The following is a 26,001-nucleotide window of genomic DNA, read 5'->3' on the forward strand; positions in this document are numbered from 1 at the left end:
TCATGAAGCGATTATATCGAGGCTCTGGTCTGGTGGACACCTGCCCTCCGGGAGCACGGTCGATCTGATGTGGAGCTACTTGCTTTTCCTGTTCAGGAACATCAACTTGCCATACCGAAAAAAAATGCCCGCCGCCGCGGTGGCCGCCAGTATGAAGCCTTCCTTGCCATCGAGGAAGCCGCGGCGGATGATGTAGATACGAATGAATGTCCAGGCCGCATGGCCGACAATACCTAGTATGCCGACTTTTTTCCCCCTGGCGTGCATCATGCCGGCGGCATCTGATGAATAGCGATTGACCTTGTCGATCAGGCTTTCCATGTCGGCGTAGGGGTAATGTAAAAAATGCCCGTCCAACACCGCTGGCGGCTGCGCAGCCTGTACGCTTTCGTGCACCGCGGCATCGCTGAAGCGCGCGGTTTCTCTTTTGAACAGGCGCAATACATAATCGGGCCACCAGCCGCTGTGACGTATCCAGCGCCCACCAAAATTCGATAAGCGTGCGATTTTGTAGGCATCGGCCCGCGGGTGTTCAAGCTCGCTGCGGATGGCAAGCGCCAGCTCAGGGGTGACGCGTTCGTCGGCATCAATGGATAAAACCCATTCCTGGGTAGCCAGATCGAGCGCACGGTTTTTTTGCGGACCAAAGCCAGGCCAGTCGCGGGTTTGCGTCACTTTGGCGCCTTTTGCGGCGGCAATAGCGCAGGTATCGTCGGTGCTGCCTGAATCCACGACGATGATTTCGTCGGCAAAGGCGACCGAATCCAGGCACTCGGCGATGTGCCTGGATTCATTTTTGGTAATGATTATGACTGATAAGGTCATGAGCGCTGCCTGCGCGCGCGCCGCCACAGCTTCCAGCGATTGAATAAAGGTCCGATCCAGGGATGCACGGCAATCCGGATGCGGCGCCCGAGCGACTCGCCCGAAGTATTGCGCACCGCGAAACGGTAAATGGAAGCCGGATCGGTGCCGGCCCGATTCTGCCCGAATGCCTGGGTGGTATACAAGTACTGAAAACCTGCTTCGCGGGCTATCCGGATATAGTCGGCATCGAAATAGCCCTGGGGCCAGCAAAAATGTTCCGAAACGCTGCCCAGGTGCTCGGCCAGGGTTTCGCGCGACAAGCTCAATTCCTGGGCCATATGGGCATTTTTTTCGGAAGCGGGCATGCTTTTATCCCAGCGAGTATGGGTGTGCGTATGGCTATGAAATTCGAAGGTGCCGGCAGCGCGCAGCGCCTCTATTTCGCTCCATCGCAAAATCACCTCGTCGCTGCGCCCTTGCGCTATAAGCCGCTCGCACTCGTCGTGCGCGGGCGTTTGCGGCAATTCGTCCTGCCCCAGATAGCGTCGCACCGACCCTTGGCCAACCCATGATGTGACCAGGAAAATCAATGCGGAAAAGCCATATTTCTTGAGTAAGGGGTAGGCATAGACCCAGTTATCCAGGTAGCCGTCGTCGAAAGTAATCAGTATGGAGCGGGCCGGCACGGCACGGCCATGCAAATGTCCGGCGAACTCGTCGCTGGTCAGAGAGCGGTAGCCGCGTCGCGACAACCAGGCCAGTTGCCGTTCGAAATTATCGGGCGAAGTGGTGATCATGCCTTCGGATGGCGATATGTGGTGGTACATCAGTACCGGCACAGTTCGGGCTTGCTTCATTTTTGTCGCTCGCTTAACCAGCGTGTATAGCAGGATTCAATACGCTGCACCATGGCCTCGGCACTGAACCGGCCCTCTTTGCGGCAAAACTGCAGGCCCGCGCGCCCCATTGCGCAACGCAGTTCGGAATCGTCGATCAGTTTCCTGAGGGCGGCCGTCAGGGCGGCGGAATCTCCAAGCGGGACCAGCAGACCGCTAATGCCATCCTGCATCATCTCGGGTACGCCGTCGACGTCCGTGCCTATCACCGGCAAGCCGGCCGCCCCGGCTTCGACAAAAACGGTGCCGGATGCCTCTTTCCGGGTCGCCAGCGCAAACAGATCGAAGCCGGCGAGCAAATTGGCCACATCGCTGCGCGCTCCCATCAGGTGTACGCGCTTTTCCAGATTTTTTTCGGCAATATAAGCCTGCACTTCCTCGAAAACCGGGGAACCGCCACCGACCAAAACCAGATGGACATTGGGGCGCTCCCTGATCAGCGGTTCGATTGCATCGATCAGATCGCGATGGCCTTTCTGGGCGCGCATGACCGCCACGCAACCCACGACAATATCGTTTTGCGCCAGGTGGAGTTCTTGCCGCAATGTGGAGTGCCCGGGCACGGGCGCCAATTCGACAGCGGGATAGACAGTGGCCACATGCCCGGGAGGCACCCCTCTTTCTATAAGGTGATTGCGCACGAAATCGCTGGCTGTTGTCACGCGATGCGGCAATACGGTAAATGACAGCAGCGAGCCGACCCGGTTGGCCAAATGGCGCGTTCGTACGATCAAGGGCGTGCCCGCCAGCCGGCCGGCGGTGGCCGCAATCATGGTGTCACGACGGCTATGGCAATTGAGCACATCGAAACGGCCGGCCCGCAGCACCTTGCGTATTGCCGCCACGCTTTTCACAAAATTGAACGGCCCGTCCATGAATGTCGTGTGGACAGTAAAGCCCTCGGCCAGCAAGCGTTGCGTCAACATGGCATCGGGCTGGCACACCGCCTCGAGATGGTGGCCGCGCTCGCGCATGGCCAGCATCATTCTGTAAATATATTGCTCCTGGCCACCAAAGCTGGTCGCCGCCTCGGTATGCAGAATACGCAAGGGCGTCATGAGTAACGGATCTCCACGCCATCGGGCTCGACCCAGCCATTGAGCTGCTCGAACAAGGTATCGGCCATGCGTACACGCCATTCCTCGCCCAACCGCAGGGTGCAAAGAAAATCGTGGCGCTTGAGCAAAATTTCAACCGGAACGCCCGGCACGCCGTTTTCGGGTTCGGCGCGAAATGGATTGAGCATCTGCCGCAGGCGTACGGCGTCGGCATTGCCATTCAGGGTAATGCGCAGCGTGCGGGCGCGGGCTTCGCGCGCCAGTTGCAGATCGAATATGGATTCCGCCGACACCCGGAACCCTCCCGAATAATCGTCATTGCTGACTTTTCCCTGGATAATGATGAGGCGGTCTTCCTTCAGGCGCTGCCGATGCTGCTCATACAGTTCATTGAAAATGGCAACCTCGACTTGCGCGGAGCCATCGTCGAGTACCGCATACAACATTTTCCCGCGCCGCGTCATTTTTGGCCGCATCGAAGTCAGGACGCCTGCAAACCATTGGAGACTGCGGGAAGCCTCGAGGCGCGCCAGCGGCTTGGGAGCAAAACGGCGGACTTCGTCGCGCCAGGCATCGAACAGATGGCCGCTGAAGCAAAAACCCAGACCCGCTTTTTCCTGGGTCAGCCGTGTCTGTAAATCCCAGGGCAACACTTTGGCCAGCTCGCCCTCGACGATATCGTTGCTGTCGTCGGCAAACAAGGATACCTGGTTGGCGCTGCGCTCGGCCTGTTCGGCCGCTTCGATCGCATTGCCTACCGTAGCCAGCAGGGCCGCACGGTTTTCTTCGATTTGATCGAAAGCGCCCACGCGTATCAGGGCCTCGATAGTGCGGCGATTTACCGTGTGGCGATCCACTTTGCGGCAAAAGTCGAACAGGCTGGTAAACGGGCCTTCTTCTTCACGCGCCCTGATTATTTCTTCCACAGCGCCCTGCCCTGTGCCCTTGACCGCTCCAAGGCCGTAGCGCATGGTGCGCGGCGGCTTGCCGTCTTTCATGTAGCGATCGGCAACGGGTTCAAAGCGGTAGGGGGAAGCGTTCACATCCGGCGGCAGGACTTCCACGCCATTGGCCAGCGCATCTTTCCAGAACGTCTGTACCTTGTCGGTGTCGTCCATATCGGACGACAAGGTTGCCGCCAGGAACTCGGTCGGATGATACGCCTTGAGCCATGCGGTCTGATAGGCAATCAGCGCATAAGCGGCCGAGTGGCTCTTGTTGAAGCCATAGCCGGCAAACTTTTCCATCAAATCGAAGAGCTTGACTGCCAGTGCGGCATCGTAGCCTTTTTCGACCGCGCCTTTTTCGAATATCTCGCGGTGCTTGGCCATTTCCTCGGCCTTTTTCTTGCCCATGGCACGACGCAGCAAATCGGCGCCGCCCAGGGTATAGCCGCCTATCACCTGCGAAATGAGCATGACCTGCTCTTGATATACGATCACGCCGTAGGTGCTCTTGAGCACGGCCTCCAGATCGCTGTGGAAATAATCGACTTCCGCGCGGCCGTGCTTGCGATTGACGAAATCGACCACCATGCCGGACTCGAGCGGCCCCGGCCGATAAAGCGCCAGCAAGGCGATGATATCCTCGAAGGTATTGGGCTGCATGTTCTTGAGCAGCTCTTTCATCCCGCGCCCTTCCAGCTGGAACACGGCGGTTGTATTGCCTTCGCTCAGCAGCTTGTATACCCCATGGTCGTCCAGGGGCAGGGCCATGATGTCAAAGTCGCGCAGACCTTCGTTGAACCGGCGCACATAACGCACGGCCCAATCCAGGATCGTCAGGTTGCGCAGCCCCAGGAAGTCGAATTTCACCAGGCCGGCAGCTTCGACGTCGTCTTTGTCGAACTGCGATACCGCATTGCTGTCGGGGCCTGGCTGGCAATACAGCGGACAGAAATCGGTCAGCTTGCCGGGAGCGATCAGCACACCGCCGGCATGCATGCCTATGTTTCGGGTCAGGCCTTCGAGCGGCCGGGCCAGATCGATAAGCGCGCGCACTTCTTCGTCCTGTTCGTAGCGTTCCTTGAACGCCGGCTCATGCTCGAGAGTCCGGCTCAGGGTCCATGGATCGGCCGGGTTGAACGGAATCATCTTGGACAGGCCATCGCACAGCATATACGGCATGTCGAGCACACGGCCCACGTCGCGCACTACCGCCTTGGCCCCCAGGGTACCGAAGGTGGCAATCTGGCTGACCGCCTCTTTGCCGTATTTCTGCTTGACGTAGTCGATGACGCGTTCGCGGTTGTCCTGGCAGAAGTCGATATCGAAGTCGGGCATGGATACGCGTTCCGGATTCAGGAAACGTTCGAACAGCAAATCGTAGCGTATGGGATCGAGATCGGTAATGCCCAGGGAATAGGCTACCAGGGAGCCCGCCCCCGAACCGCGTCCCGGCCCAACCGGCACACCATTGTGCTTGCCCCAATTGATGAAGTCGGCCACGATCAGGAAATAACCCGAAAAGCCCATGCTGGTAATGGTTTTGCATTCCCATTGAAGACGTTCGGAATAAGCGGGATACCGAGCCTGGCGCTCCTGTTCGTCAGGAAAAAGCTGGGCCATGCGCACGTCCAGCCCTTTTACCGACAACTCGATCAGGTAATCATCCAGCGTCACGCCTTCGGGGGTGGGGAAATCCGGCAGGCGAGGCTTGCCCAGATCCAGGGTCAGGTTGCAGCGCTTGGCAATTTCAACCGTGTTGGCCAATGCCGACGGAATATCGGCAAAGCGACGCGATATTTCTTCCGAACTCAGCAAATACTGATCTTCGGTGAAACGCCGCACGCGCTTGGCATTGGCCAGCTGTTCGCCCTCGGCGATGCAGACCCGGGCCTCGTGGGCCCGGAAGTCGCTGGCGGCAATGAACTGCACAGGGTGAGTAGCCACCACCGGCAAATTCAATTCAAGCGCCAGCTTCAGGGCGGCCTGGACATAGGCATCGTCGCCCTCGACCCCGGTCCGCTGCAACTCGATGTAATAGTGATCGGGAAAGCGTCTGGCCCAATCCCGGGCCAGTGCCCGTGCCTCAGCCTCTTTGCCGGCCTCGAGAGCTTGTCCGACATCGCCGCCGCGGGCGCCCGAAATCAGGATCAACCCTTCTTTCCCTGCCAGCCATTCGCGGCGAATTTCGGCCCGCCCGCGATATTGATTATCGAGCCACGCCTTGGTCAGTATTTCGCAAAGATTCAAATACCCCTGCCGATTCATCACGAGCATCAGCAATCGGCACGGCTTGTCGCGATCTTCCTCGTTCTGCAGCCAGACGTCGCAGCCGGCAATCGGCTTGACGCCCGATTTACGGGCGGCTTTGTAAAATTTGATCAAACCGAAAATATTGGCCAGATCTGTCAGGGCGACCGCAGGCTGCCCGTATTCGGCCGCCTTTTCAATCAGGTTGGGGATTTGCACAATGCCGTCCACCACCGAAAACTCGGAGTGAACGCGCAGGTGTACGAAGGGGGATGAAATATTTGCTTCAGTCATGCCCAGATTGTACCCAGAGACGGCTCAAGATCTAGCGTTGTAACATTGACCAGGATTTTTGCAGACGTTTGACCGAAACTGGCATGGGCGTACGCAATTCCTGGGCGAACAATGCCACGCGCAGCTCTTCCAGCAACCAGCGAAATTCCTCCAATTGCTTGTCCTCCGCGCCCTTCAAGGCGGTCTGCGCGCGCTGGTACTGGACCAGCAAAGGCGCCATATCGGCCATCAGGCGAGCGTCCCTGGCGGGGTCGGCACGCAGCTTGTCGATACGCGCCTGCGCCGCTTTGAGGTAGCGCGGGTAATGGGCTAGCTGCCTATAGGGGGTCGCGCGCACGAACCACTTGCCCATCAATACGCCCAATTGCTTTTGTAAATCGGCATAGGCCCCCGGCTGGGCCTTGGCCTGAGGCAATTTTTTTTGCAGGCTGGCCCATTCGCTCAGAATCTGCCCCGCCAGCCTGGCGATTTCCTGCGCCAGCAGGCCCAGGCGGCTTTTGCCTTCATTGCGCCGCAGCTCGAAACTGGACTGGTCGCTAGGCCACGGCTCAGCCAGGCAGGCCTGCTCCAGCGCGCAATCAATGATCTGATCCTTCAATTCTTCTTGAGTGCCCAGGCTCATGTACAACATGCCCATGCGGGTCAGATCGGCAAGATTTTTTTCCAGGAACTTGACCTGATCGCGCAAACCCAGCCGGAACAGCCGCAACAAACCGGCGCGATGCTGAAGTTTTGCTTCGGCCGGATCGTCGAAGACATCCAGATCACAGTGGGTTTTGCGGTCGATCAGGGCCGGGTAGCCTACGAAGGATTGTCCCTTGCGCCTGATTTCCATGATTTCAGGCAAAGGGCCAAAGGTCCAGTCTGTCAGTTGCTCGTGAGCCAGGGCCTGCGCCACCTGATCGTCGCGTGCCGCAAATTTCTGGAACGAGGCCTGGGCCTGACGGCCATGTTCGGCCTTGAGCTGATCCAGGTTGCGACCGCCTGAAAGCATGCGGCCGTGCTCGTCCACAATCTTGAAATTCATGAACAAATGCGGTGCCAGCGTTTCGAGCTTGAAATCGCTGCGCAAGGGCCTGACCTTGACCTGTTCCCACATATCGGCGGCGAGGGCCTCCAGCAGTCCCGACTCCGGGGCGGAGGCGCGTTCGAACCAGCGCTCATAGAATCCTGCCGCGTACTCCGGCAAGGGCACGCAATGACGCCGCATTTTCTGCGGCAAAGACTTGAGCAGCTGCAACACTTTTTCCTTGAGCATGCCCGGCACCAGCCATTCGCAACGCAAGGCATCGATCTGGTTCAGGGCAAACAACGGTACGGTAAGCGTAACCCCATCGCGCACCGAGCCCGGCTCGAAATGGTAATCGAGCGCCATCTGCACGCCCTGCCATTCGACTTTCTTGGGAAACACATCGGTGGTCACCCCGGCGGCCTCATGGCGCATCAGCGCATCGCGCGTCAGCAACAGGGCCTGGGCTGCTGTCCTGTCCAGCTTCCTGGCCCATTTTTCCAAGGTAATCGTCTGACAGATATCGGAGGGTATGTGCTGGTCGTAAAACGCATGGATCAGCGCATCATCAACCAGAATGTCGGGACGGCGCGCCTGATGTTCAAGTTTCTCTATGGAAGCAATCAACTGCCGGTTGTGGCTGACAAACGGCAAGGAAGTCTCGATTTCGCCCGTCACCAGCGCCTGGCGGATGAACAGCTCGCGCGCCTGTACGGGATCAATCTTGCCGAAATGGATCCGACGCCCAACATAAATGGGCAGGCCATACAGGGTAGCCCGCTCATTGGCCACCACCTGGCCAGCCTTCTTTTCCCAACGGGGATCCGACCAACTGCGGCGGATCAGGTGCGCGCCGGCCCGCTCCAGCCAGACCGGATCGATTCTTGCCACACAGCGGGCATAGAGCCGCGTGGTTTCGACCAGTTCAGCGGCCACCAGCCAGCGCCCGGCCTTCTTGACCAACCGCGAACCTGGATGAATCTGGAAGCGAATATCGCGGGCACCCTGATAACCGGCCCCTTCGTCGCTTTTCAAGCCTATATTGCCCAGCAGGCCGGCAAGCAGCGCCATATGAGTCTGCTCGTACGTCGCATCCAGTGTGTTGACACGCCAGCCCTGCTCGCCCACCAGCGCGGCCAGTTGCGTGTGTACGTCGTGCCATTCGCGCAGCCGCAGCGGCGACAGAAAATTCTGCCGCAACAGGCCGACAAGCTTGCGCTGCGAAGCCTTGTGCGCCACCTGTTCGCCATACCATCGCCACAGCTTCACATAAGAGAGGAATTCGGATTTATCGTCGCCGAACTTGGCATGCGCCGCCTCGGCGGACTCGCGTTCTGACATAGGGCGATCGCGTGGATCCTGCACCGACAGGGCGGAGGCGATAATCAGTACTTCGGCCAGGCACTGCTGATCTTTGGCTTCGAGAATCATGCGCGCGAGCCTTGGGTCGACCGGCAGGCGCGCCAGGGTCTGCCCGGTCTCGGTCAACTGATTGGCATCGTCGAGCGCGCCCAATTCCTGCAGCAAATGATAACCATCGGCAATAGCCCGGCCCGAGGGAGCATCGACAAACGGGAAGGTTTCGATATCGTCGAGTTTCAGGGCCTTCATGCGCAGGATCACCGAAGCCAGCGAAGATCGCAGCACCTCGGGATCGGTAAACGCCGGCCGGTTCTTGAAATCGGATTCATCGTACAAACGCACGCATACACCCGGGCCTATGCGCCCGCAGCGCCCGGAGCGCTGGTTGGCGGACGCCTGGCTGATGGCTTCGATACGCAACTGCTCCACCTTGTTGCGCCACGAATAACGCTTGACGCGCGCCAGGCCGCTGTCGACCACATAGCGTATACCCGGCACGGTCAGCGATGTTTCGGCCACATTGGTGGCCAGCACAATGCGCCGCCCATTGCCCTGCGGCCTGAAAATGCGCTCCTGCTCGGCCTGCGACAGCCGTGCGAACAGGGGCAGCACATCGGTCCCAACCGGGTGATTCTTGCGCAGCGCCTCGGCCGCTTCGCGTATCTCGCGCTCGCCGGGCAAAAACACCAGTACATCGCCCGCGCCATGCCGGGCGCATTCGGCCACCCCGTCCACCACGGCATCGATCAGGTCGCGCTCCTCGTCGGCGCTGGAACGCCGGCTAGCCGCTTCCGCCTCGGGAGCACCAGTGTCCTGCAGCACTGGGCGATACAGAATCTCGACCGGATACAAGCGGCCCGACACCTCGATCACCGGAGCGGGCTTCCCTTTCTGGGAAAAATGCTGCGCGAAGCGATTCGCATCGATAGTCGCCGAGGTAATGATCAGTTTCAGATCGGGCCGCCTGGGCAGCAGTTGCCGCAAGAAACCCAGCAGGAAGTCGATATTCAGGCTGCGTTCGTGGGCCTCGTCGATAATGATCGTATCGTACCGGCGCAACAAGGGGTCGCGCTGCGATTCGGCCAGCAAAATGCCGTCGGTCATCAGCTTGATGGCCGCCCGGGGTCCGGTCCTGTCGTTGAACCGTATCTGGTAGCCCACCCAATCGCCCAGCTCAGTGTTCAGTTCCTCGGCAATTCGCCTGGCTACCGAGGTTGCCGCCAGGCGACGCGGCTGGGTATGACCTATCATCTTGACACTGCCACGCCCCAGCTCCAGGCAGATCTTGGGCAGCTGCGTGGTTTTTCCCGAACCGGTTTCGCCGCAGACAATCACCACCTGATGCGCCTTGATTGCCGCCGCGATGTCCTGGCGCCGGGCGCTGACAGGCAATTCCTCGGGATAATTGATGGGCGGCACCGGACGCGGCGCCTCGCGCTCCGTGCGGGGCTTTGGCAACACCTTGACAGTCGAATTGACAGACTCTTGCATAAAAATTCTTTTCAATGGGCTGCACTCATTATAATTTTGTGCGAAACCCCTTAATTGACCCACTAAGCAAATAGACATGGCCACCAACGAACCAGACACCGTATCAGCCCAGGATGCCCCCGAATTCGCCCCCGCTCAATTCGTGCGCTGGTTTCGTGACGTTGCGCCGTATGTCCATGATTTTCGCGGAAAAACATTCATTGTCGCCTTCGGCGGCGAACTGGTCGGCGACGGCGCCTTGAACACCCTGGTGCAAGATCTTTCCCTCTTGTCGGCCCTGGGAGTAAGGCTGGTACTGGTGCACGGGTCGCGCCCCCAGGTCAACGAACAGCTCAAGCTCAAAGGCTACAACACTCAATTCGGCCGCGGAACCGAGCCGACCAGCGCCGAAGCGCTGGAATGCGCCAAGGAAGCGGCCGGTGAAATCCGCCTGGACATCGAAGCGGCGTTCAGCCAGGGCTTGCCCAATACACCGATGTCGCACGCCCATATACGCGTTATTTCGGGCAACTTCGTAACCGCCCGTCCCGTAGGCATTATCGACGGGGTCGACTACAAGCATGCCGGCACCGTGCGCAAACTCGATCTGGATGCGATCAAAAGCATCATCAACCAGGGCGCTATCGTACTCCTGTCGCCGCTGGGGTTCTCGCCCACAGGGGAAGCCTTCAACCTGGCGATGGAAGACCTGGCCACCAGCGCCGCGGCATCCCTGCGCGCCGAAAAGCTGATTTTCCTGACCCAGGGACGCACTGTCCTCGATGCGGACGGCGCGGTCGATACCGAACTTGCCCGCGAAGATGCCGACGCCCTGCTTGCCGCCGGCACCCTGGATGAAGACACAGCGTCGTTTCTGCGGCACGCCTCGCTGGCCGTCAAGCGCGGCGTGGCGCGCGCCCATCTGGTTCCCTACACGCTGGACGGCAGCATGCTGCTCGAGATCTTTACCCACGACGGCGTTGGAACCATGGTTGTGGAAGATACACTGGACGACTTGCGACCGGCGACCGTGGACGATGTGGGGGCTATCGTTCAGCTTATCGACCCGCTCGAGGCCGACGGCACTCTGGTGCCGCGAGGCCGCTCCGTCATTGAGCGCGACGTCGAAAAGTTCACGGTGCTGGAACACGATGGCGTCATTTACGGCTGCGTGGCCCTGATGCCTTATATGGAAGACAATATGGCCGAAATGGCTTGTTTGATCGTCCACCCCGAATGGCAGGGCACGGGAGAAGGCGAAATCCTGCTGCGCCATACCGAATCCCGCGCGCGCGCGATGGGCGCAAGGCGATTGTTCGTACTGACCACTCGCACATCGCACTGGTTCATCAAGCGCGGCTTCGTGCAGGGCGGCATTTCCGATCTGCCCCGCGAGCGCCAGGCGCACTACAACCGGTCGCGCAACAGCATGATATTCATCAAAAAGCTTTAAGCTTTTGTTTACAGAGCCCCGCATGCCCAAACCGGTCATTCATGTTGTAAGCCTTGCTTCCGCCACAAACAGGCGGGACTTCATGCGGCGGCAGTTGCAGGAACTGAGCGTCGATTATCTTTTTTTCGATGCGGTCAACGGCGCGGAAAATCCCCACCATTATTTATTTGACAAATATAACGACAAGAAACGGGCCCGGAGGAAAGGCAAGGGAACGCCACTGCGGACCTCCCAACTGGGCTGTTTTGCCAGCCACTATCTGCTTTGGGAGAAATGCGTGCGCGACGGGCAAGCCATCATCGTGCTCGAAGACGACGCCATTTTGCTGGCGCCGTTCATGCCTTTCTATGAAATAGCGGAGCAGTTCGCCGATAAATACGGTTTCGTCTGGATCCAGCCCAGCAACAAGATCAAGGATCATCGGGGTTTGATTCTCGAGCGGATTGGCCCGTTCACTGTCAAGAAATTCGCCAAAGGCTTTTCCCATACCGCAGGCTATCTGATCACTCCCGGCAAGGCACAGGCCCTGCTCGATTATTGTTCGGAATGGATCTATCCGGTCGACGACACGATGGACCGTTTTTTTGAACACAAGGTCGAAGCCATAGGCCTGGACCCATTTTGTATCCGGCCCGACGAGAGCTTTGAATCCTCCATCAATGTCGCGGCACCGGGTCCGAAGCGCTCATGGTCGGACGTGCTGCGCCGGGAGTTTGCCAATCTGGCCGATACCGTGAAAAGGGCCACGCACAATATGCTCTTTTCCATTCGGCAAAAACGGCATTAGCCTTCAAGGCGGCAGGCGCCGCTTCTTTCTGACGGGATGGCGCGGTTCAACAACCGTTTACGAGCGCGAAAAACGCCTCAAGGCCGGAGAAGTCCAGAATGGAGCCACGGCAACCAAGACGCTCAGCATCGAAAATATAAAACTGGCCTGGTAACCGCCTGTCAGATCGTGCAACAGGCCCGAGGCCAGCGAGCCGGTTGCGGCACCCAGCGACATGCATGCGTAGATAGTGCCATAGATGGTAGCCAGCCCCGCCCCGGGAAATATCTTGGCGCATAGGCTGGACACAATGGGGCCGCGGGCGCCCTGGGCAATGCCAAATAACGCGACAAATCCGAACAGAAGCCAGTGCGAGGGACGGTACGACAGGGCCAATAGCAGAATCAAGCCCAGAAACGTGCACACGAAACTGGCCATGGCCGTGCGCCGATAGCCGATGCGGTCGGCCAATGTGCCCGATGCCGTCACGCCAATGACCGACAGCATGCCTGCCACGCCAAATGCGCTGGCCGCCTCCAGCGGCGCAAAACCGCTCTCGACCAGAAAGGCGATGGTCTGTACCAGAATGGTATACATGGCCAAGCCGGTAAAGCAAAAAACCTGCGCCAGCGACCAGAACGCGCGCGTTTTCAGCGCCGCCAGCAAGGGGGCTCCCCGCGGCAAGGCACGGCGCGCTTGAGCCCGGGAGGGGTCGCCGCAGGCATTGTCGTCGCGACGCCCCGCCCGCAATGCGCGCCAGGGCAAGAATAAAGCGAGAAAAAACAGAAACAGCAGGCTGGCGCCCAAGACATGATAGGCGCTGCGCCAGCCGATGGATTGGCTCATGTATTGCGCCAACGGCACGATCAAAAGCGTACCGCAGCCCGAGCCCGCATAGGCAATGCCGATCGCGGTACCCGTGTTGCCCCGAAACCAGCGGCTGACCAGACTGGCGGCCGGAACCATGCCTAGCGCCGAGACACCTATGCCTCCCGCCACCCCCACGCAAATATGAAATTGCCACAGTTGGTTCAGGCTGCCAGCCAGGACATACGCGCTACCCAGGCAAGCCAGCCCAAATGAATAGACCACGCGCGGGCCCCAACGGTCGAAAAGCATGCCGACAAATGGCGCCGACAAACCTGCCGACAACATATAGACCGAATAAACGCTGGAGATCTCGGAACGACTCCAGCCGAACTCGGAGCCTAAGGGCAATAAAAACACAATGTAAGTATCGCCAATGCCGCGACCAATTACATTGAACAGAAACCCCAGCATTAAAGCCAAGCCGGCCAGGAACGCATCTGAATGCTTCCTGCCCCGAAAAGCCGTCGAGTTAGCTATTGAAAACATTTATCTTGATTGCTCCACGGCCTGGATCGCACGTTGTGCCATCAACAGCGCTCTCACCCGTGCATAGGAATTGGGCTCCACACAATAAGCGCTTGTTTCAATATTCATACCGTCAGTCATTCTTTTGATCGATGGCAACATCACGTGTAATGCCGCGCTCGACCATGGCCGCGATTTCGTCATCGCGATAGCCGGCCTCGCGCAGCACTTCCACGCTGTGCTGGCCATGCGCAGGGGCCGGGCGGCCAGGCTCAGGCTGGGAATCCGACCATGTTGTGGGCACACCCACACGGCGCAAACGTCCTTCTGTCGGATGCTCCTCCCACTGGAACAAATCAACGGCCCGCAAATGCGGATCATCGAAAATCGACTCCAGCGTGTGCAGCGGCATGCAGGGAATATCCACGCTCTCGAGCAAATGCAGCCATTCACTGGTGGTACGCTCAGTGAAGATTTTTGCCACCATCCGCTGCAACTGATCGATGTGGCGATTGCGGGTATCCAGGTCGACAAAGCGCGGATCGTTCTCGATTTCATCCGAGCGGCCAATCGCTTCATAGAACGCGGCCCACTGCTTGTTGTTATAGATGACCGCGCAAACAAAACCGTCGCGGGTCCTGTACGGACGCCGCTCGGATGACAGCAGCCGCGCATAGCCAGCCGGGCCCAGGGGTGGATCGAACGTCTCGCCGGAAATATGATCGCTCAACAGATGGCTGACCATGGTTTCAAACATAGGAATATCAATACGCTGGCCGCGCCCGGTCTTTTCCCTGTGATACAGGGCGGAACACAGCGTCGAGACGGCATACAAGCCGACAGTGCGATCCACAATATTGGACGGCACGTAGCGCGGCACATCGGACCCGGCCTGCTTGATGAGCGTAGGCAAGCCAATGGCGCCTTGTATGAGATCATCGAAAGCCGGCTTGGCGGCATAGGGCCCATTCTGGCCAAAGCCGAATGTACCGACATACAGAATACGCGGATTGACTCCGGCTACAACGTCGTAACCCAGTCCGAGACGCTCCATGGATTGAGGCCGGATGTTGTAAAGCAGGACGTCGGCATCGGCCACCAGGCGCAGCAGGGCTTCGCGCCCTTCGGGCTTTTTGACATCCAATACGATCGAGCGCTTGCTGCGATTGATATGCAGGTACAAGGCCCCCATGTGCTCGTGCTTCATGGGCCCCAGGTCACGCACCAGGTCGCCGTGCGGCGATTCCACCTTGATGACATCCGCCCCCATGTCGCCCAGTATCTGCGACGCATAGGGCCCCATCAATACGGTCGTCATGTCAATAACCCGAACACCCTCCAGCGGACCGCTCATTCTTCTTGACCTTCATTTTCACATCCATGTATTTATTTTTATGGATAAGTAAGGATATCAAGGGTACCCGGATTGGGCAAGGCTTCCCGTGCAGGCCGCCCTGGCTGTCGTACCGGCTCTGGGTACAATAGGAGCTACTTGTTCACTTGTTTTAAGGTATGAAGTCATGGCTCGTATGGTTCAATGTGTAAAACTCAAGCGCGAAGCGGAAGGTTTGGACTTCCCCCCCTATCCAGGTCCGCTCGGAACGCGCATCTGGCAGAGCATCTCCAAAGAAGCCTGGGCTCAATGGATAGATATCCAGACCCGCCTGGTAAACGAAAACCGCCTTAACCTGGCCGATGCCCGTGCGCGCAAATACCTGGCGCAGCAAATGGAAAGCTTTCTGTTCGAAGACGGTTCCGTTGAAGCCCAGGGCTTCGTGCCCCCACCAGCCTGACAATCCGCGCCAGAACGTTGGGCCAGCCGCCTTTCAAACCCCGGACGGGGAAGCAAGGTTGCGGCTGTTCGAGCGCCACGGGTGCGCGCAGCATGCTGCGCGCGGCGCGAGTTCCGCGGCCGACCTGTCCGGGGCTTGAGAGGCGGGCAGTCCTGCAACGCCAAGGCCCGGCGAGGCGCAGCCGCTGTGCCCAGGCCGCCACCGTGGCGAATTAAGAATACAAAACGCCCCGGCAATAGCAATCAGACTTCGTTGCCTTCATCAGGCAACTCGCCGCGCGCCGTGCGCTCGGTATTCTTGACCCCGGTATGGCGCACATCGTCGCCGCGCACCATGTAGATGACCCGCTCCGCCATGTTTTTGGCATGATCGCCTATCCGTTCGAGCGAACGGGCAATAAAGATCAGATCGATCGAACGCGAAATCGTACGCGGATCTTCAATCATGTACGTAATAATGTGGCGCAAGGAGCCCTTCCATTCCTTATCCACTTCCTTGTCGTTGCGCACCACAGTAGCCGCATGTACCGGGTCTTCGCGCGCAAACGAATCCAGCGCATCACGAATCATGGCAGTGACATAATTCGCCATGTGGCGCAGTTCGATCACCGGCACATAGCGGCTTTCGGATTCGTGCAGGCGGCGCGCCACCTTGGCTATCTTTTCGGCCTCATCGCCGCAGCGCTCCATGTCAGTCAGCATTTTCGAAACCGACAGCAAAAGCCGTAAATCAATCGCCGTAGGCTGATTGCGCGCAATCAGCAGGCCGATAAGCTCATCGATCTCGACCTCGAGCCGATTCACATCCTTTTCGCGTTCCCGCACGCGATCAACCAGACCGAGATCGCCGTTGGCCAGCACCTCCATGCTCTCCTGGATCATGGCCTCGACCACACCGCCCATTTGCAGAAACAGGGAGCGCGTAGTCTCCAGGTCGGAATGAAACTGTTTATTCGTATGCTCGGACATATCAGCCTTTTGTCATCGCAAGAGTCTATAAATAGGAAGCGCTTCGAATACCGTACGGCATCAGGGAATAATAAGCCTGGCGCACGCAAGATTGCACGCAATACCAACGGCCCAAGCGCAAAGTTTTCAGCCTACACGCTAATTATTACGTGATTGTGACCGCGGCGAATGTAATTGCTGAACCCCATCCTGGGTTGACAGCAAAGCCACATCAGCCCCGGCGATGGCAAACAGCCCGCAGGTGACTACCCCTGGAATATTATTGATTTCCGCCTCGAGTTCGGCCGGCGACTTGATACTCAGCCCCGATACATCCAGAATCCGGCAACCATTGTCCGTAACGAAATCCTTGCGCAAGACGGCATTCCCGCCAAACCTGGCAAGCCGTCGCGCCACGGCGGCAAGCGCCATCGGGATCACTTCGATAGGCAGCGGAAAGGCACCCAGATAAGGAACCAGCTTGGATTCATCGACGATACAAACAAACCTGTCGGCCACCGATGCAACAATTTTTTCACGCGTAAGCGCCCCGCCTCCGCCCTTGATCATGTTCAGGCCGCCGTCGATCTCGTCGGCTCCATCGATGTACAGCGGCATGCGTTCAATTTGATTCAGGTCGAAAACGGCAATGCCCAGGGCGGACAAGCGCGCGGCGCTGCGCTCGGAACTTGAAACCGCCCCCTTGAACCGGTGCTTGTGATCGGCCAAGCCGTCGATGAACAAATTGGCCGTCGATCCGGTTCCAATTCCAAGGACGACGTCAGGCCCCAACAACGGCAATACGTAATCGATCGCCGCCTTGGCGACGTTCTGTTTGAGCTCTTCCTGCGTCAGCATGAAAATTGTCCTGAAAATAATAAGAAACGAATCAGCCAAACAATTGGCCGTACTTCTTTTCGGAGAAACCGACACTGACCGAACCGCCCGCATCAACGGCGACCGGCCGCTTGATCAACGCGGGGAACTCGGCGATGAGCGCCAGCCATTGCGCATCCGTACCAGGCTCCTTGCGTTCGCCGGGAAGATTACGCCAGGTCAGCGAAGCCCGATTGACCAGTTTTTCCCAGCCGCCCAGTTCGCGCGCCCAGTCCTTCAGGTGCTGCGCCGCGATGGGCTGATCCCGGTAATCGCTGAATACATAGGCCTGACCATGCTGATCCAGCCAGTTCATCGCCTTCACACACGTACTGCATTTGCGCAGGCCATACAATTTTATCGTCTTCATGCTGATTCCTTATTTTACCGACTCGCTAGCGCGCCATCCGCCAATACACGTGGTCAAGCTCTTCCCAATAGGCCACACCGGCCGGCCCGGCCACTTTATCGAGGGAGCGGCGCAAGCGCAACAAATTAGCCCGCCTTTGTCTGGACGATACGCCGCGCCGATGCCCACGGTCGAAATCGATCAGCCACGCCTTTCCCCCCTCGTCGAGCAGAATGTTATAGGCATTCAGGTCGGCATGCCAGACGCCCGCCTGATGCATGGCAAAGATGGCGCGGGCCACCGCTTCATGACTGGGCTGCTCCAGCACCTTTGCCAGCGTTTGCACAGTGGCAATGCGTTCAACCAGGATTGCCGTGCGATATGTGAAGCCGTTGCGCCAATAGGCGGCCGCCAACGGAGCCGGCACGGCCAGGCCTCGTTCACGCATGTACCGCAAGAGTCCAAACTCCGCAAACGACCGTGTGCGCTCGGCACCTGTCCAGCAATAGCGATCGCGGCTGAGACGCGCAATCATGCCGCCACGGCGATACTGCCGCAGCACGCCCGCGCCAAATTCGCCCTGTGTAAACCAGGCTGCCTGTCGCCCGCCCACCTGAACCGGCACCGCCCGATTATCGGCCGCAGCCGGATCAAAAACGGATGGCCCCGCATGAGCAAGGCGGCTGGAATCGAACCGCATCGCCCCATGATTCAAGGCCAGATCCCGGATAGTCGTGCTGCCCATGATCACGGCACCTCTCTGAGAAGAGCCAGGGGCGGAGTAGTCAGTACACCCCGCAGGGCGATAGCCCCCCCGGCGCTGGCGCTTGTAACACCCAATACGATACCGCCAAGCCACGGCCACCACGGGAACGACAGCTCGAAGTCGAACACCTTGTCCGCCAGTACCCACGCCACTGCCACGGCACCGGCCGCGGCCAGCAATCCAGCCACGACCCCCACCAGCACCAGTTCCACGCGCTGGGCCTGCCTTAACTGACGCGCACTCGCGCCAAGGGAGCGCAGCAGGGCAACCTCTTGGATACGCTCGTCGCGTGTGGAAAACAGTGCAGCGCCCAGCACCAGAATACCGGCAAAAACGGTGAACAAGAACAGCAATTGCACGGCCTGAATGACTTGATCGAGCACATGCTGAACCTGCCGCAAAATTGCCCGGACATCAAATACCGTAAGGTTGGGAAATTCGTGCACCAGCTTTTGGACCAGATCCGGTGCCGCGGCGGGAATCCGGAAGGCGGTGATGTACGTGGTGGGGGCATCTTTCAACGCCCTCGGGCTCAAAAGCGCAAAAAAATTGGCCTGAAAGGAATCCCATTTCACTTCGCGCACGCTGCTGACCCTGACATCGACCGTCTGGCCCGCCACATCGAATCCGAGCTCGTCGCCCAGCTTTATACCCAGGGCGTCGGCCAGGCCGCTTTCTATGGAAACCTCATTTTTATTCGAATCGAGCCAACGCCCCGATTGGATGCGATTGTCGGACGGCAACTGATCCTGGTACGACAAATTGAATTCGCGATCCACCAGGCGCTTGGCCCTATCCTCGGCATAATCGCTGCCGGTGACGGGCCGCCGGTTAATCGACACCAACCGGCCGCGCACCATGGGCGACAGCACTATTGAAGCCACGCCTCCCTGCTGCAGCCGAGTCGCCACCGCCGCACGCTGGTCAGGCTGGATATTGATCAGAAAAGTATCAGGCGCATCCGCAGGCACCGTGTTCTGCCAGCCCTGCAGCAAATCGGTGCGCGTAAGCGCCAGCAGCAGCAAGACCATCAGCCCCATGGACAGTGCACAGACCTGGGTCACAACAAGGCCTTTGCGGCGAGCCATGCCTGCCAAGGCAAAACGCAGGGCTGGACGGCCATTCAGGCGATGGCGCAGCAAGCCCAGCGCCCAGATTCCGGCATAGGCGCATAGAGCAAAGGCACCAAACGCCAGCACAAAACCTGCTGTCACAATGGCGCTCATGCGCAAATCGCCTGAAAACCACAGCGCCAGGATACAAAAAGCCGCCAGGCCAAGCCCATAGGACACGCCATTGCGCGGCTGCCACATCGCCGTTTCGCGCCGCAGGACACGGGCCGGAGCAACCCGGCGCAAAGCGGCAAGCGGCGGCAGCGCAAAACCCAGCAACAATACCAGGCCGGTTGCCATTCCTTGCAGCGCGGGCGTCCAGGACGACGCAGGCAAGCTGGTATCCAGCCAGGATGCGACGACAGATACCAGGCCCAGGTGAGCCGCAAAACCGATGGCAATTCCAACGAAGGAAGCCAGCAGGGCCAGCAGGGCAAACTCGACCCATAGCATCCGGCTCAATTGAGACTGCGAAGCACCCATGCAGCGCATGACGGCAATACCATCGCGATGTCGCAAACTGAACCGGCGTGCCGCCAGCGCAATCGCAATTGCAGCGACCATTACAGTGAGCAAAGCCACCAATACCAGGAACTGGTGCGCACGATCCAGTGCCTTCTGGATCTCGGGCCTGGCCGAGCCCACGGTATTGAGTTTCTGCCCGCGCTCAAGGTGTCCATCGAGCCACGCCCCATAGCCCTTGACGGCAGCGCTCTCGCCGGCCACCAGAAAACCGTATTTGACACGGCTACCCGGTGCAATCAGGCCGGTTTTCGGCACATCTTCGATACGCATCAAGACGCGTGGCGCCACATTGATGAACCGCATGCCGCGGTCCGGCTCATAGCTGACGATACCGCTTATTTTCAATACCGAGTCACCCACTTCCAGTGAATCGCCAAGCCCAAGGCCCAGCGCGCCCAGAATTTGGGGATCGACCCAAACCGAACCCAAGTCCGGCACGTCGTGCACAACGACCTCCTTGCCTGCCGCAGCCCCTTGAAGCCGCAGTGCGCCACGCAAGGGATAACCCGGGGCCACGGCCTTGAGAGAAGCCAGTTGCGAACCCTGCCGGCCGCTGACCATGGACGGGAATTGCAAGGTTCGCACATACGCCAACCCCGCCTTGCCGGCTTGCTCCATAAAAGATTGAGGAATGGGCGCATCGGCCTCCAGGGCAATGTCGCCCCCCAGCATCTGGCCGGAATCGCGCCCCAGGGCCGCGCCGACCCGGTCGGCCAGGAATCCGACGCTGCTTACCGCCGCGATCGCAACGACCAGAGCCAGCAGGAGCAGCCGCAACTCGCCCGAGCTCCAGTCGCGCCGCAGCGCCAGCACTCCTGGGCGAATGCCCGCAAGCCACTTTCCATGCATAGGTTCAGGCCTTGATCAGCAGTAAAAAAATTATCACAAGCAGCATCAGGGAAAATATCCTCTTCAGACGCGGTTCGGGTAGCGCATAGGCAAACCTGACCCCGTAAGGCACAAAGAAAATACTGCCTATCGCCAGCGGAATTCCTATGGGCCAGTCGGCCTGCCCGTGAGCCGTATACGTAAACAGCGCGACGGTTGTACCGGGAATGATCATGGTCAAGGCCAGCGCCTGGGCCGACGTCTGCGGCAGGCGGAAATACGTTGTTAGAAATGGTACTGCCAAAACCGAGCCGCCCACACCGAACACCCCGCCGGCCAATCCCGCAAAAACACCTACCAGCGCGAACCATCCCTTATGAAAATCGCCGGCATTGCGGCACGGCGCGGCAGGCCGGGAGGGCGCGGTCTTGCGCCGGCTCTGCTGGAAATAAAAAATCGCAATGCCAAGGATGAACACCGCATAGGTACGCCGCAGCAGCGTGGGGTCGATACCCAGGGCAATTTTTGCGCCTATCCAGGTGAACAGGATGGAGCCCGCGGCACCTGCCGCCGCCGCACGCAAATCGATCTTGGCGCGCTGATTGTATTTGCGCACCGTCAGGAGCACCGCGGGCAGGACCATGACCAGGGCGGTGCCTTGCGCTGCCTGCTGCGGCATATTCAGCACCAGGCCCAGCAAGGGGATAGCCAGCAAGCCACCGCCTATGCCCAATACACCTCCGGTAAAACCGATCAGGGCGCCCGAAAGCAGACAACCCAAGCCAACTATGTACCACTCCACCCGAGACTCCCAGATCGACGTAAGCGCTTAAAACGTTTCCAGCTTGAAGACCGCCCGGCAACGCGATAGGCCACAATACAGCTATCGCAAGCGATCTATGGCGGCGTCCACCCGGTCCACCGCCCAGATTTCCAGGCCTTCGATAGGCTGTTTGGGTGCATTGGCCTTGGGCACGAGCGCCACGCCAAAACCCAGTTTCGCCGCCTCGCGCAAGCGCTCCTGGCCTCGAGGAGCGGGCCGGATCTCGCCGGCCAGGCCGATTTCCCCGAAAACGATCAGGCCTTTGGGCAATGGCCGGTTGCGCAGAGACGACATGATGGCCAGCACAACCGCCAGATCGGCGGCGGGTTCGGTAATTTTGACTCCGCCCACCGCATTGACAAACACATCCTGGTCGAAGGTGGCCACCCCGGCATGCCGGTGCAGCACGGCCAGCAACATGGCCAGACGCGTGGCCTCGAGGCCCACCGACAGCCGGCGCGGATTGGGCACATGCGCGCTGTCGACCAGCGCCTGGATTTCAACCAGCAATGGCCGCGTGCCCTCTTGCGTAGCCATCACGCAAGACCCCGCCACATCCTGATCGTGCTGCGACAGGAACAAGGCGGACGGATTGCTGACCCCGCGCAGGCCCTTGTCGGTCATGGCGAATACGCCCAGTTCATTGACCGCGCCAAAGCGGTTCTTGAATGCTCGAACCAGGCGAAACGACGAGTGCGTGTCCCCTTCGAAATACAGCACAGTATCGACAATGTGTTCCAGTACACGAGGCCCGGCCAAAGAGCCATCTTTGGTGACGTGCCCGATCATGACGATGGAAATACCGGTCTGCTTGGCCAGGCGCGTCAGTTGCGCGGCGCATTCCCGTACTTGCGACACCGAGCCGGGAGCCGCGGTGAGCTCGCTGGAATACAGAGTCTGGATCGAATCGATGACCGCCACGCTGGGCCGCTGTTCGGTCAATGCAGCCACTATCGCTTCAAGGCGGATTTCAGCCAGCAGATTGACATCGCCGCAGGCCAGGTCGAGACGCCTGGCGCGCAAGGCTACTTGCTCGGCGGACTCTTCCCCCGTCACATACAGAACATTGGCCACCTTGGAGAGGGACACCAGGGCCTGCAGCAAAAGCGTCGATTTGCCTATGCCCGGATCGCCGCCGATCAACACCACGGCACCGGCCACCAGACCGCCGCCCAATACCCGGTCGAACTCAGGAAGGCCCGAAGGCTGGCGCGGCAGTTCGCGGGCTTCGATTTCGGCCAGGCTGCGTATGGGACTGGCACCCGCCAAGGGAGCAAAGCGGTGTACGGGCAAGCCTGAATCGAGCGACTCCTGGAGCGAATTCCAGGCGCCGCAATGGGGGCATTTGCCCGCCCATTTCAGGCTGGTTCCTGCGCATTCATTACAGACGTATGAGGTTTTTGATTTGGCCATACCCGGAGTTTAACCGCGTATGCCTCAGCGGCCGCCCAGGCTACCGCCGCCATCTACACCCAATACCTGCCCGGTAATGAAACCCGCTTCATCCGATAGCAGGAAAGTAACGGCTGCGGCGACTTCGGCCGGCTGCCCCAGGCGCCCCATGGGAATCGATGCGAGGGCTTTTTTCTCGCCCTCGCTGCCCACGGGCCGATCGGCGCGAAACAGCTCGGTTTCGATCGGGCCGGGCGAGATGGCATTGACGGTAATCCCGTACTCGGCCAATTCCAGCGCCCAGGTTTTGGTACAGCCGATAAGCGCGCTCTTGGCGGCCGAATAGCTGGTTCGCGACGCCGAGCCGTGAATCGCCCGGCTACAGATATTCACGATACGGCCTTCCTTGCGCGCCTTCATGGAGGGCACGAAGGCCTGCGCCACCTGCACGGCGACCCGCACATTCAGGTCGAAGACCTGGTACAGGGATGCCAGATCGATCTCGCCCAGCAGCTCGGGCCGGACCACACCCACGTTATTCACCACGGCGTCGACAGGGTACTTTTCACGTATGACGCGCAGTATGTCTTCGGTTTCGCCCGCATTCTGCAAATCGCAAGAATAAAGATAGCCGGGGAAGTCGATCTCTTGCGTATGCCGCGCCAGACCGACTACATGGCAGCCCAGGTCGGCCAGCCGCCGGGTAATGGCCCAGCCTATTCCTTTGGTTGCTCCGGTAACCAGCACACATTTATCTTTCACAGATCGTTTCCTTGAGACAAAAATCAAGCCCCTGCCGCCATGCCGGCTTCAAAAGACCGTCACGGGTACCCTGGGGGCCAGGGCGCACAATAACTCATAACCAATGGTTCCGGCAGATTGCGCAACGTCGTCGACCGAAGGCCCGCCCTCGCCCCACAATACTACTTCCGTGCCTACCTGGGCTTGCGGCACGTGCGTCAGGTCGACAGCCAGCATATCCATGGAAACCCGTCCGATCAAGCGGGTTGTCACCCCGCCGACACAGATCGGGGTTCCCGTGGGCGCATGACGCGGATAGCCATCGGCGTACCCACAAGCCACCACACCGACGGACATGGCGTGCGGCGCCGTAAAAACATGCCCATAACCCACGCCGGAACCCGCCGATACGGCGCGCACGCTGATCAGCGCGGCGCTGAGCGTCATGGCCGGCCGCAAACCGAAGTCGTGTGCCGCCTTGTTGTCGAAGGGAGAGGCTCCGTACAGGCAAATACCGGGGCGCACCCACTGTTCTACGGGCTCGAAACTGGATGACCACAAGCCGGGTGTCAGCGTGGCGGCTGAATTGCACAGGCTGATCTTACCCGGCAAGCCCTTGGTGGTTTCATTGAAATACTGTATTTGTTCGCGGGTTGCCAATGCGTCGTCGTCGGCTCGGGCAAAATGCGTCATTTTGCCCAAAGCCCCCAGCACACCCTTCTGTTGCAGGCCAGTCGCCTGCTGGTAGGCGTCGCGATATTGAGCGCCCGAAAACCCCAGCCGGTTCATGCCCGTATTCAATTTGATCATGGCATCGATGGGCCGGCGGGGAGTTGCCGAGCGCAGCATATCGAGCTGCTCCTGGTTGTGCACGGTAATGGAGATTTGGTGTCGATCGAGAACGGGAATATCGGCTGCCTCGAAAAAGCCTTCCAGCAGTAGAATGGGTTTGGCCCAGCCCGCTTCGCGGCAGCGCACGGCTTCGTTCAGATCCAGCATGGCCAGGCCGTCGGCCTGCGCGAAAGCCCCAACAGCGTTAAGAAGCCCGTGTCCGTAGGCGTTCGCCTTGATAACGGCCCATACCAAAGGGCGGGGGCAAGCCGGCGCAGCATCGGCCGGACATAATTGATTGGCCACAACGTGCAGATTGTGACTTAATGCAGACAATGAAATGCGTGCCGCTATAGGACGTGGCATATCTCCCCCTTGATAACCGGCAGTCTAATCCAGTTCCGCACACTCCGTTAAGGGGGTGCGTGACAAATCCTGACATTTCACGCCAAAGTCCAGCGGCGGCAAGCTGCTTCCTGCAAGCTCTCTTAAAATGAGGTCTTGCGCATTTTTACAGAATCGTACATGGCTGTTGATCACTACGAAAATTTCCCTGTTGCATCGCTGCTTTTGCCGGCCCGCCTGCGCGAACCGGTCAGGCATATCTACCGCTTTGCCCGCAGCGCCGACGACATCGCCGACGAGGGAAAAGCCAGTGCGGACACCCGGCTGGAGCAGTTGGCCGCATATCGTTGCGCATTGCAGGAAATCGGCAGCGGGACGTTCAATTTACCCGAAACCGACGCCCTGGGTGCCATATTCGCCCCTCTTGCGCGCACCATCCACACGCACCAGCTTCCGCTACAGGCGTTTTTTGACTTGATATCCGCCTTCGAGCAGGACGTCAACACCCATCGCTATGCCAATGACGCCGCCCTGCTCGATTACTGCTCGCGCTCGGCCAATCCGGTCGGACGCCTCATGCTGTATCTGTACCAGGCCGTCACACCCCAAAACATGGTCGACTCCGACTCCATTTGCACCGGGCTGCAGTTGACCAATTTCTGGCAGGACGTGGCCATAGACTGGGAAAAATCCCGAGTCTACCTGCCACAGGACAAACTACATCGTTACGGCGTCAGCGAAAAGGCCCTGGCCCGGCGGCAAACCGGCAAGAACTGGCAGGCCTTGATGCAGGGCCAGGTGCAGCAGGCGCGCGGCCTGCTCTGCGCGGGCCTGCCGTTGGCGCACCGCCTGCCCGGCCGCATCGGTTTCGAATTGAGGCTGGTCGTACAGGGCGGCCTGCGTATTCTCGAACGCCTGGACCAACTACACTACGACGTATTCAACCACCGCCCCACGCTGCAAAAACGCGATTGGGCCCTGTTACTATGGCGCGCTTTACGTTAATGAGCACCCAAGCCGCCGCTTCGA

Annotated in this window: 20 protein-coding genes; 4 read left to right on the forward strand and 16 right to left on the reverse strand. The window is 59.3% G+C overall.

Features of this window, described 5'->3' with window-relative positions; translation table 11 throughout:
• Positions 1 to 75: 75 nt before the first annotated feature.
• Genes LSG25_RS08290 through hrpA form a run of 5 tightly spaced genes read right to left on the reverse strand, consistent with a single transcriptional unit; the run spans position 76 to position 10,111 of the window.
• Positions 76 to 825 (reverse strand): glycosyltransferase family 2 protein, encoded by a 750-nt coding sequence (locus tag LSG25_RS08290; RefSeq protein ID WP_232744190.1) that lies wholly within the window; start codon positions 823 to 825, stop codon positions 76 to 78.
• Positions 822 to 1,664: a polysaccharide deacetylase family protein gene (locus LSG25_RS08295; RefSeq protein ID WP_232744191.1), complete on the reverse strand. Its 843-nt coding sequence runs from the start codon at positions 1,662 to 1,664 to the stop codon at positions 822 to 824. The genes LSG25_RS08290 and LSG25_RS08295 overlap by 4 nt, the downstream gene beginning before the upstream one ends.
• Positions 1,661 to 2,761, reverse strand: coding sequence for a glycosyltransferase family 4 protein (locus tag LSG25_RS08300; protein WP_232744192.1), 1,101 nt, complete (start codon positions 2,759 to 2,761; stop codon positions 1,661 to 1,663). The genes LSG25_RS08295 and LSG25_RS08300 overlap by 4 nt, the downstream gene beginning before the upstream one ends.
• Positions 2,758 to 6,249 carry a DNA polymerase III subunit alpha gene (dnaE, locus tag LSG25_RS08305; RefSeq protein ID WP_232744193.1) on the reverse strand — a complete coding sequence of 1,164 codons (3,492 nt, stop codon included), beginning with the start codon at positions 6,247 to 6,249 and terminating at the stop codon, positions 2,758 to 2,760. The genes LSG25_RS08300 and dnaE overlap by 4 nt, the downstream gene beginning before the upstream one ends.
• A 31-nt stretch (positions 6,250 to 6,280) precedes the next feature.
• Entirely contained in the window at positions 6,281 to 10,111 is a 3,831-nt protein-coding gene (gene hrpA / locus LSG25_RS08310) for an ATP-dependent RNA helicase HrpA (protein WP_232744194.1), read from the reverse strand.
• 76 nt (positions 10,112 to 10,187) lie between these two features.
• Between hrpA and argA the strand changes: the two genes are divergently transcribed.
• On the forward strand, positions 10,188 to 11,543 hold the full coding sequence (gene argA, locus LSG25_RS08315) for an amino-acid N-acetyltransferase (protein WP_232744195.1): 1,356 nt from the start codon (positions 10,188 to 10,190) through the stop codon (positions 11,541 to 11,543).
• 22 nt (positions 11,544 to 11,565) lie between these two features.
• Positions 11,566 to 12,330 carry a glycosyltransferase family 25 protein gene (locus tag LSG25_RS08320; protein ID WP_232744196.1) on the forward strand — a complete coding sequence of 255 codons (765 nt, stop codon included), beginning with the start codon at positions 11,566 to 11,568 and terminating at the stop codon, positions 12,328 to 12,330.
• A 57-nt stretch (positions 12,331 to 12,387) separates the two neighbouring features.
• On the opposite strand, the gene LSG25_RS08325 is transcribed toward LSG25_RS08320, so the two are convergent.
• Both LSG25_RS08325 and LSG25_RS08330 read right to left on the reverse strand, forming a co-directional pair.
• Positions 12,388 to 13,665 (reverse strand): MFS transporter, encoded by a 1,278-nt coding sequence (locus tag LSG25_RS08325; protein WP_232744197.1) that lies wholly within the window; start codon positions 13,663 to 13,665, stop codon positions 12,388 to 12,390.
• Between the two features lie 112 nt (positions 13,666 to 13,777).
• Positions 13,778 to 14,998 (reverse strand): CaiB/BaiF CoA-transferase family protein, encoded by a 1,221-nt coding sequence (locus LSG25_RS08330; RefSeq protein ID WP_232744198.1) that lies wholly within the window; start codon positions 14,996 to 14,998, stop codon positions 13,778 to 13,780.
• Between the two features lie 166 nt (positions 14,999 to 15,164).
• On the opposite strand from LSG25_RS08330, the gene LSG25_RS08335 reads away from it, so the two are divergent.
• Positions 15,165 to 15,437, forward strand: a complete 273-nt coding sequence (locus LSG25_RS08335) for an oxidative damage protection protein (RefSeq protein WP_232744199.1) — start codon at positions 15,165 to 15,167, stop codon at positions 15,435 to 15,437.
• Between the two features lie 242 nt (positions 15,438 to 15,679).
• Here LSG25_RS08335 and phoU read toward each other — a convergent pair whose 3' ends face one another.
• From phoU to alr, 9 genes are all read right to left on the reverse strand, one after another.
• On the reverse strand, positions 15,680 to 16,405 hold the full coding sequence (phoU, locus tag LSG25_RS08340; protein WP_232744200.1) for a phosphate signaling complex protein PhoU: 726 nt from the start codon (positions 16,403 to 16,405) through the stop codon (positions 15,680 to 15,682).
• 138 nt (positions 16,406 to 16,543) lie between these two features.
• On the reverse strand, positions 16,544 to 17,242 hold the full coding sequence (gene rpiA, locus LSG25_RS08345) for a ribose-5-phosphate isomerase RpiA (RefSeq protein WP_232744201.1): 699 nt from the start codon (positions 17,240 to 17,242) through the stop codon (positions 16,544 to 16,546).
• A 31-nt stretch (positions 17,243 to 17,273) separates the two neighbouring features.
• On the reverse strand, positions 17,274 to 17,630 hold the full coding sequence (locus LSG25_RS08350) for a Spx/MgsR family RNA polymerase-binding regulatory protein (RefSeq protein WP_232744202.1): 357 nt from the start codon (positions 17,628 to 17,630) through the stop codon (positions 17,274 to 17,276).
• Positions 17,631 to 17,655: 25 nt separating this feature from the next.
• Complete coding sequence (locus LSG25_RS08355) at positions 17,656 to 18,354, reverse strand: 3-deoxy-D-manno-octulosonic acid kinase (RefSeq protein ID WP_232744203.1); 699 nt, start codon at positions 18,352 to 18,354, stop codon at positions 17,656 to 17,658.
• A 2-nt stretch (positions 18,355 to 18,356) separates the two neighbouring features.
• A complete protein-coding gene (locus LSG25_RS08360) occupies positions 18,357 to 20,861 on the reverse strand; it encodes an ABC transporter permease (protein WP_232744204.1) in 2,505 nt (834 codons plus the stop codon).
• Between the two features lie 4 nt (positions 20,862 to 20,865).
• On the reverse strand, positions 20,866 to 21,642 hold the full coding sequence (locus LSG25_RS08365) for a sulfite exporter TauE/SafE family protein (protein ID WP_232744205.1): 777 nt from the start codon (positions 21,640 to 21,642) through the stop codon (positions 20,866 to 20,868).
• A gap of 81 nt (positions 21,643 to 21,723) precedes the next feature.
• A complete protein-coding gene (gene radA / locus LSG25_RS08370) occupies positions 21,724 to 23,076 on the reverse strand; it encodes a DNA repair protein RadA (protein WP_232744206.1) in 1,353 nt (450 codons plus the stop codon).
• Positions 23,077 to 23,100: 24 nt separating this feature from the next.
• Positions 23,101 to 23,817, reverse strand: coding sequence for an SDR family oxidoreductase (locus LSG25_RS08375; protein ID WP_232744207.1), 717 nt, complete (start codon positions 23,815 to 23,817; stop codon positions 23,101 to 23,103).
• A 48-nt stretch (positions 23,818 to 23,865) separates the two neighbouring features.
• On the reverse strand, positions 23,866 to 24,993 hold the full coding sequence (gene alr / locus LSG25_RS08380; RefSeq protein WP_232744208.1) for an alanine racemase: 1,128 nt from the start codon (positions 24,991 to 24,993) through the stop codon (positions 23,866 to 23,868).
• Positions 24,994 to 25,152: 159 nt separating this feature from the next.
• On the opposite strand from alr, the gene hpnC reads away from it, so the two are divergent.
• Positions 25,153 to 25,977, forward strand: a complete 825-nt coding sequence (hpnC, locus tag LSG25_RS08385) for a squalene synthase HpnC (RefSeq protein WP_232744209.1) — start codon at positions 25,153 to 25,155, stop codon at positions 25,975 to 25,977.
• The last annotated feature ends 24 nt before the right edge of the window (positions 25,978 to 26,001 follow it).

The organism is Paralcaligenes sp. KSB-10, assembly GCF_021266465.1.
Taxonomy (GTDB): Bacteria; Pseudomonadota; Gammaproteobacteria; order Burkholderiales; family Burkholderiaceae_B.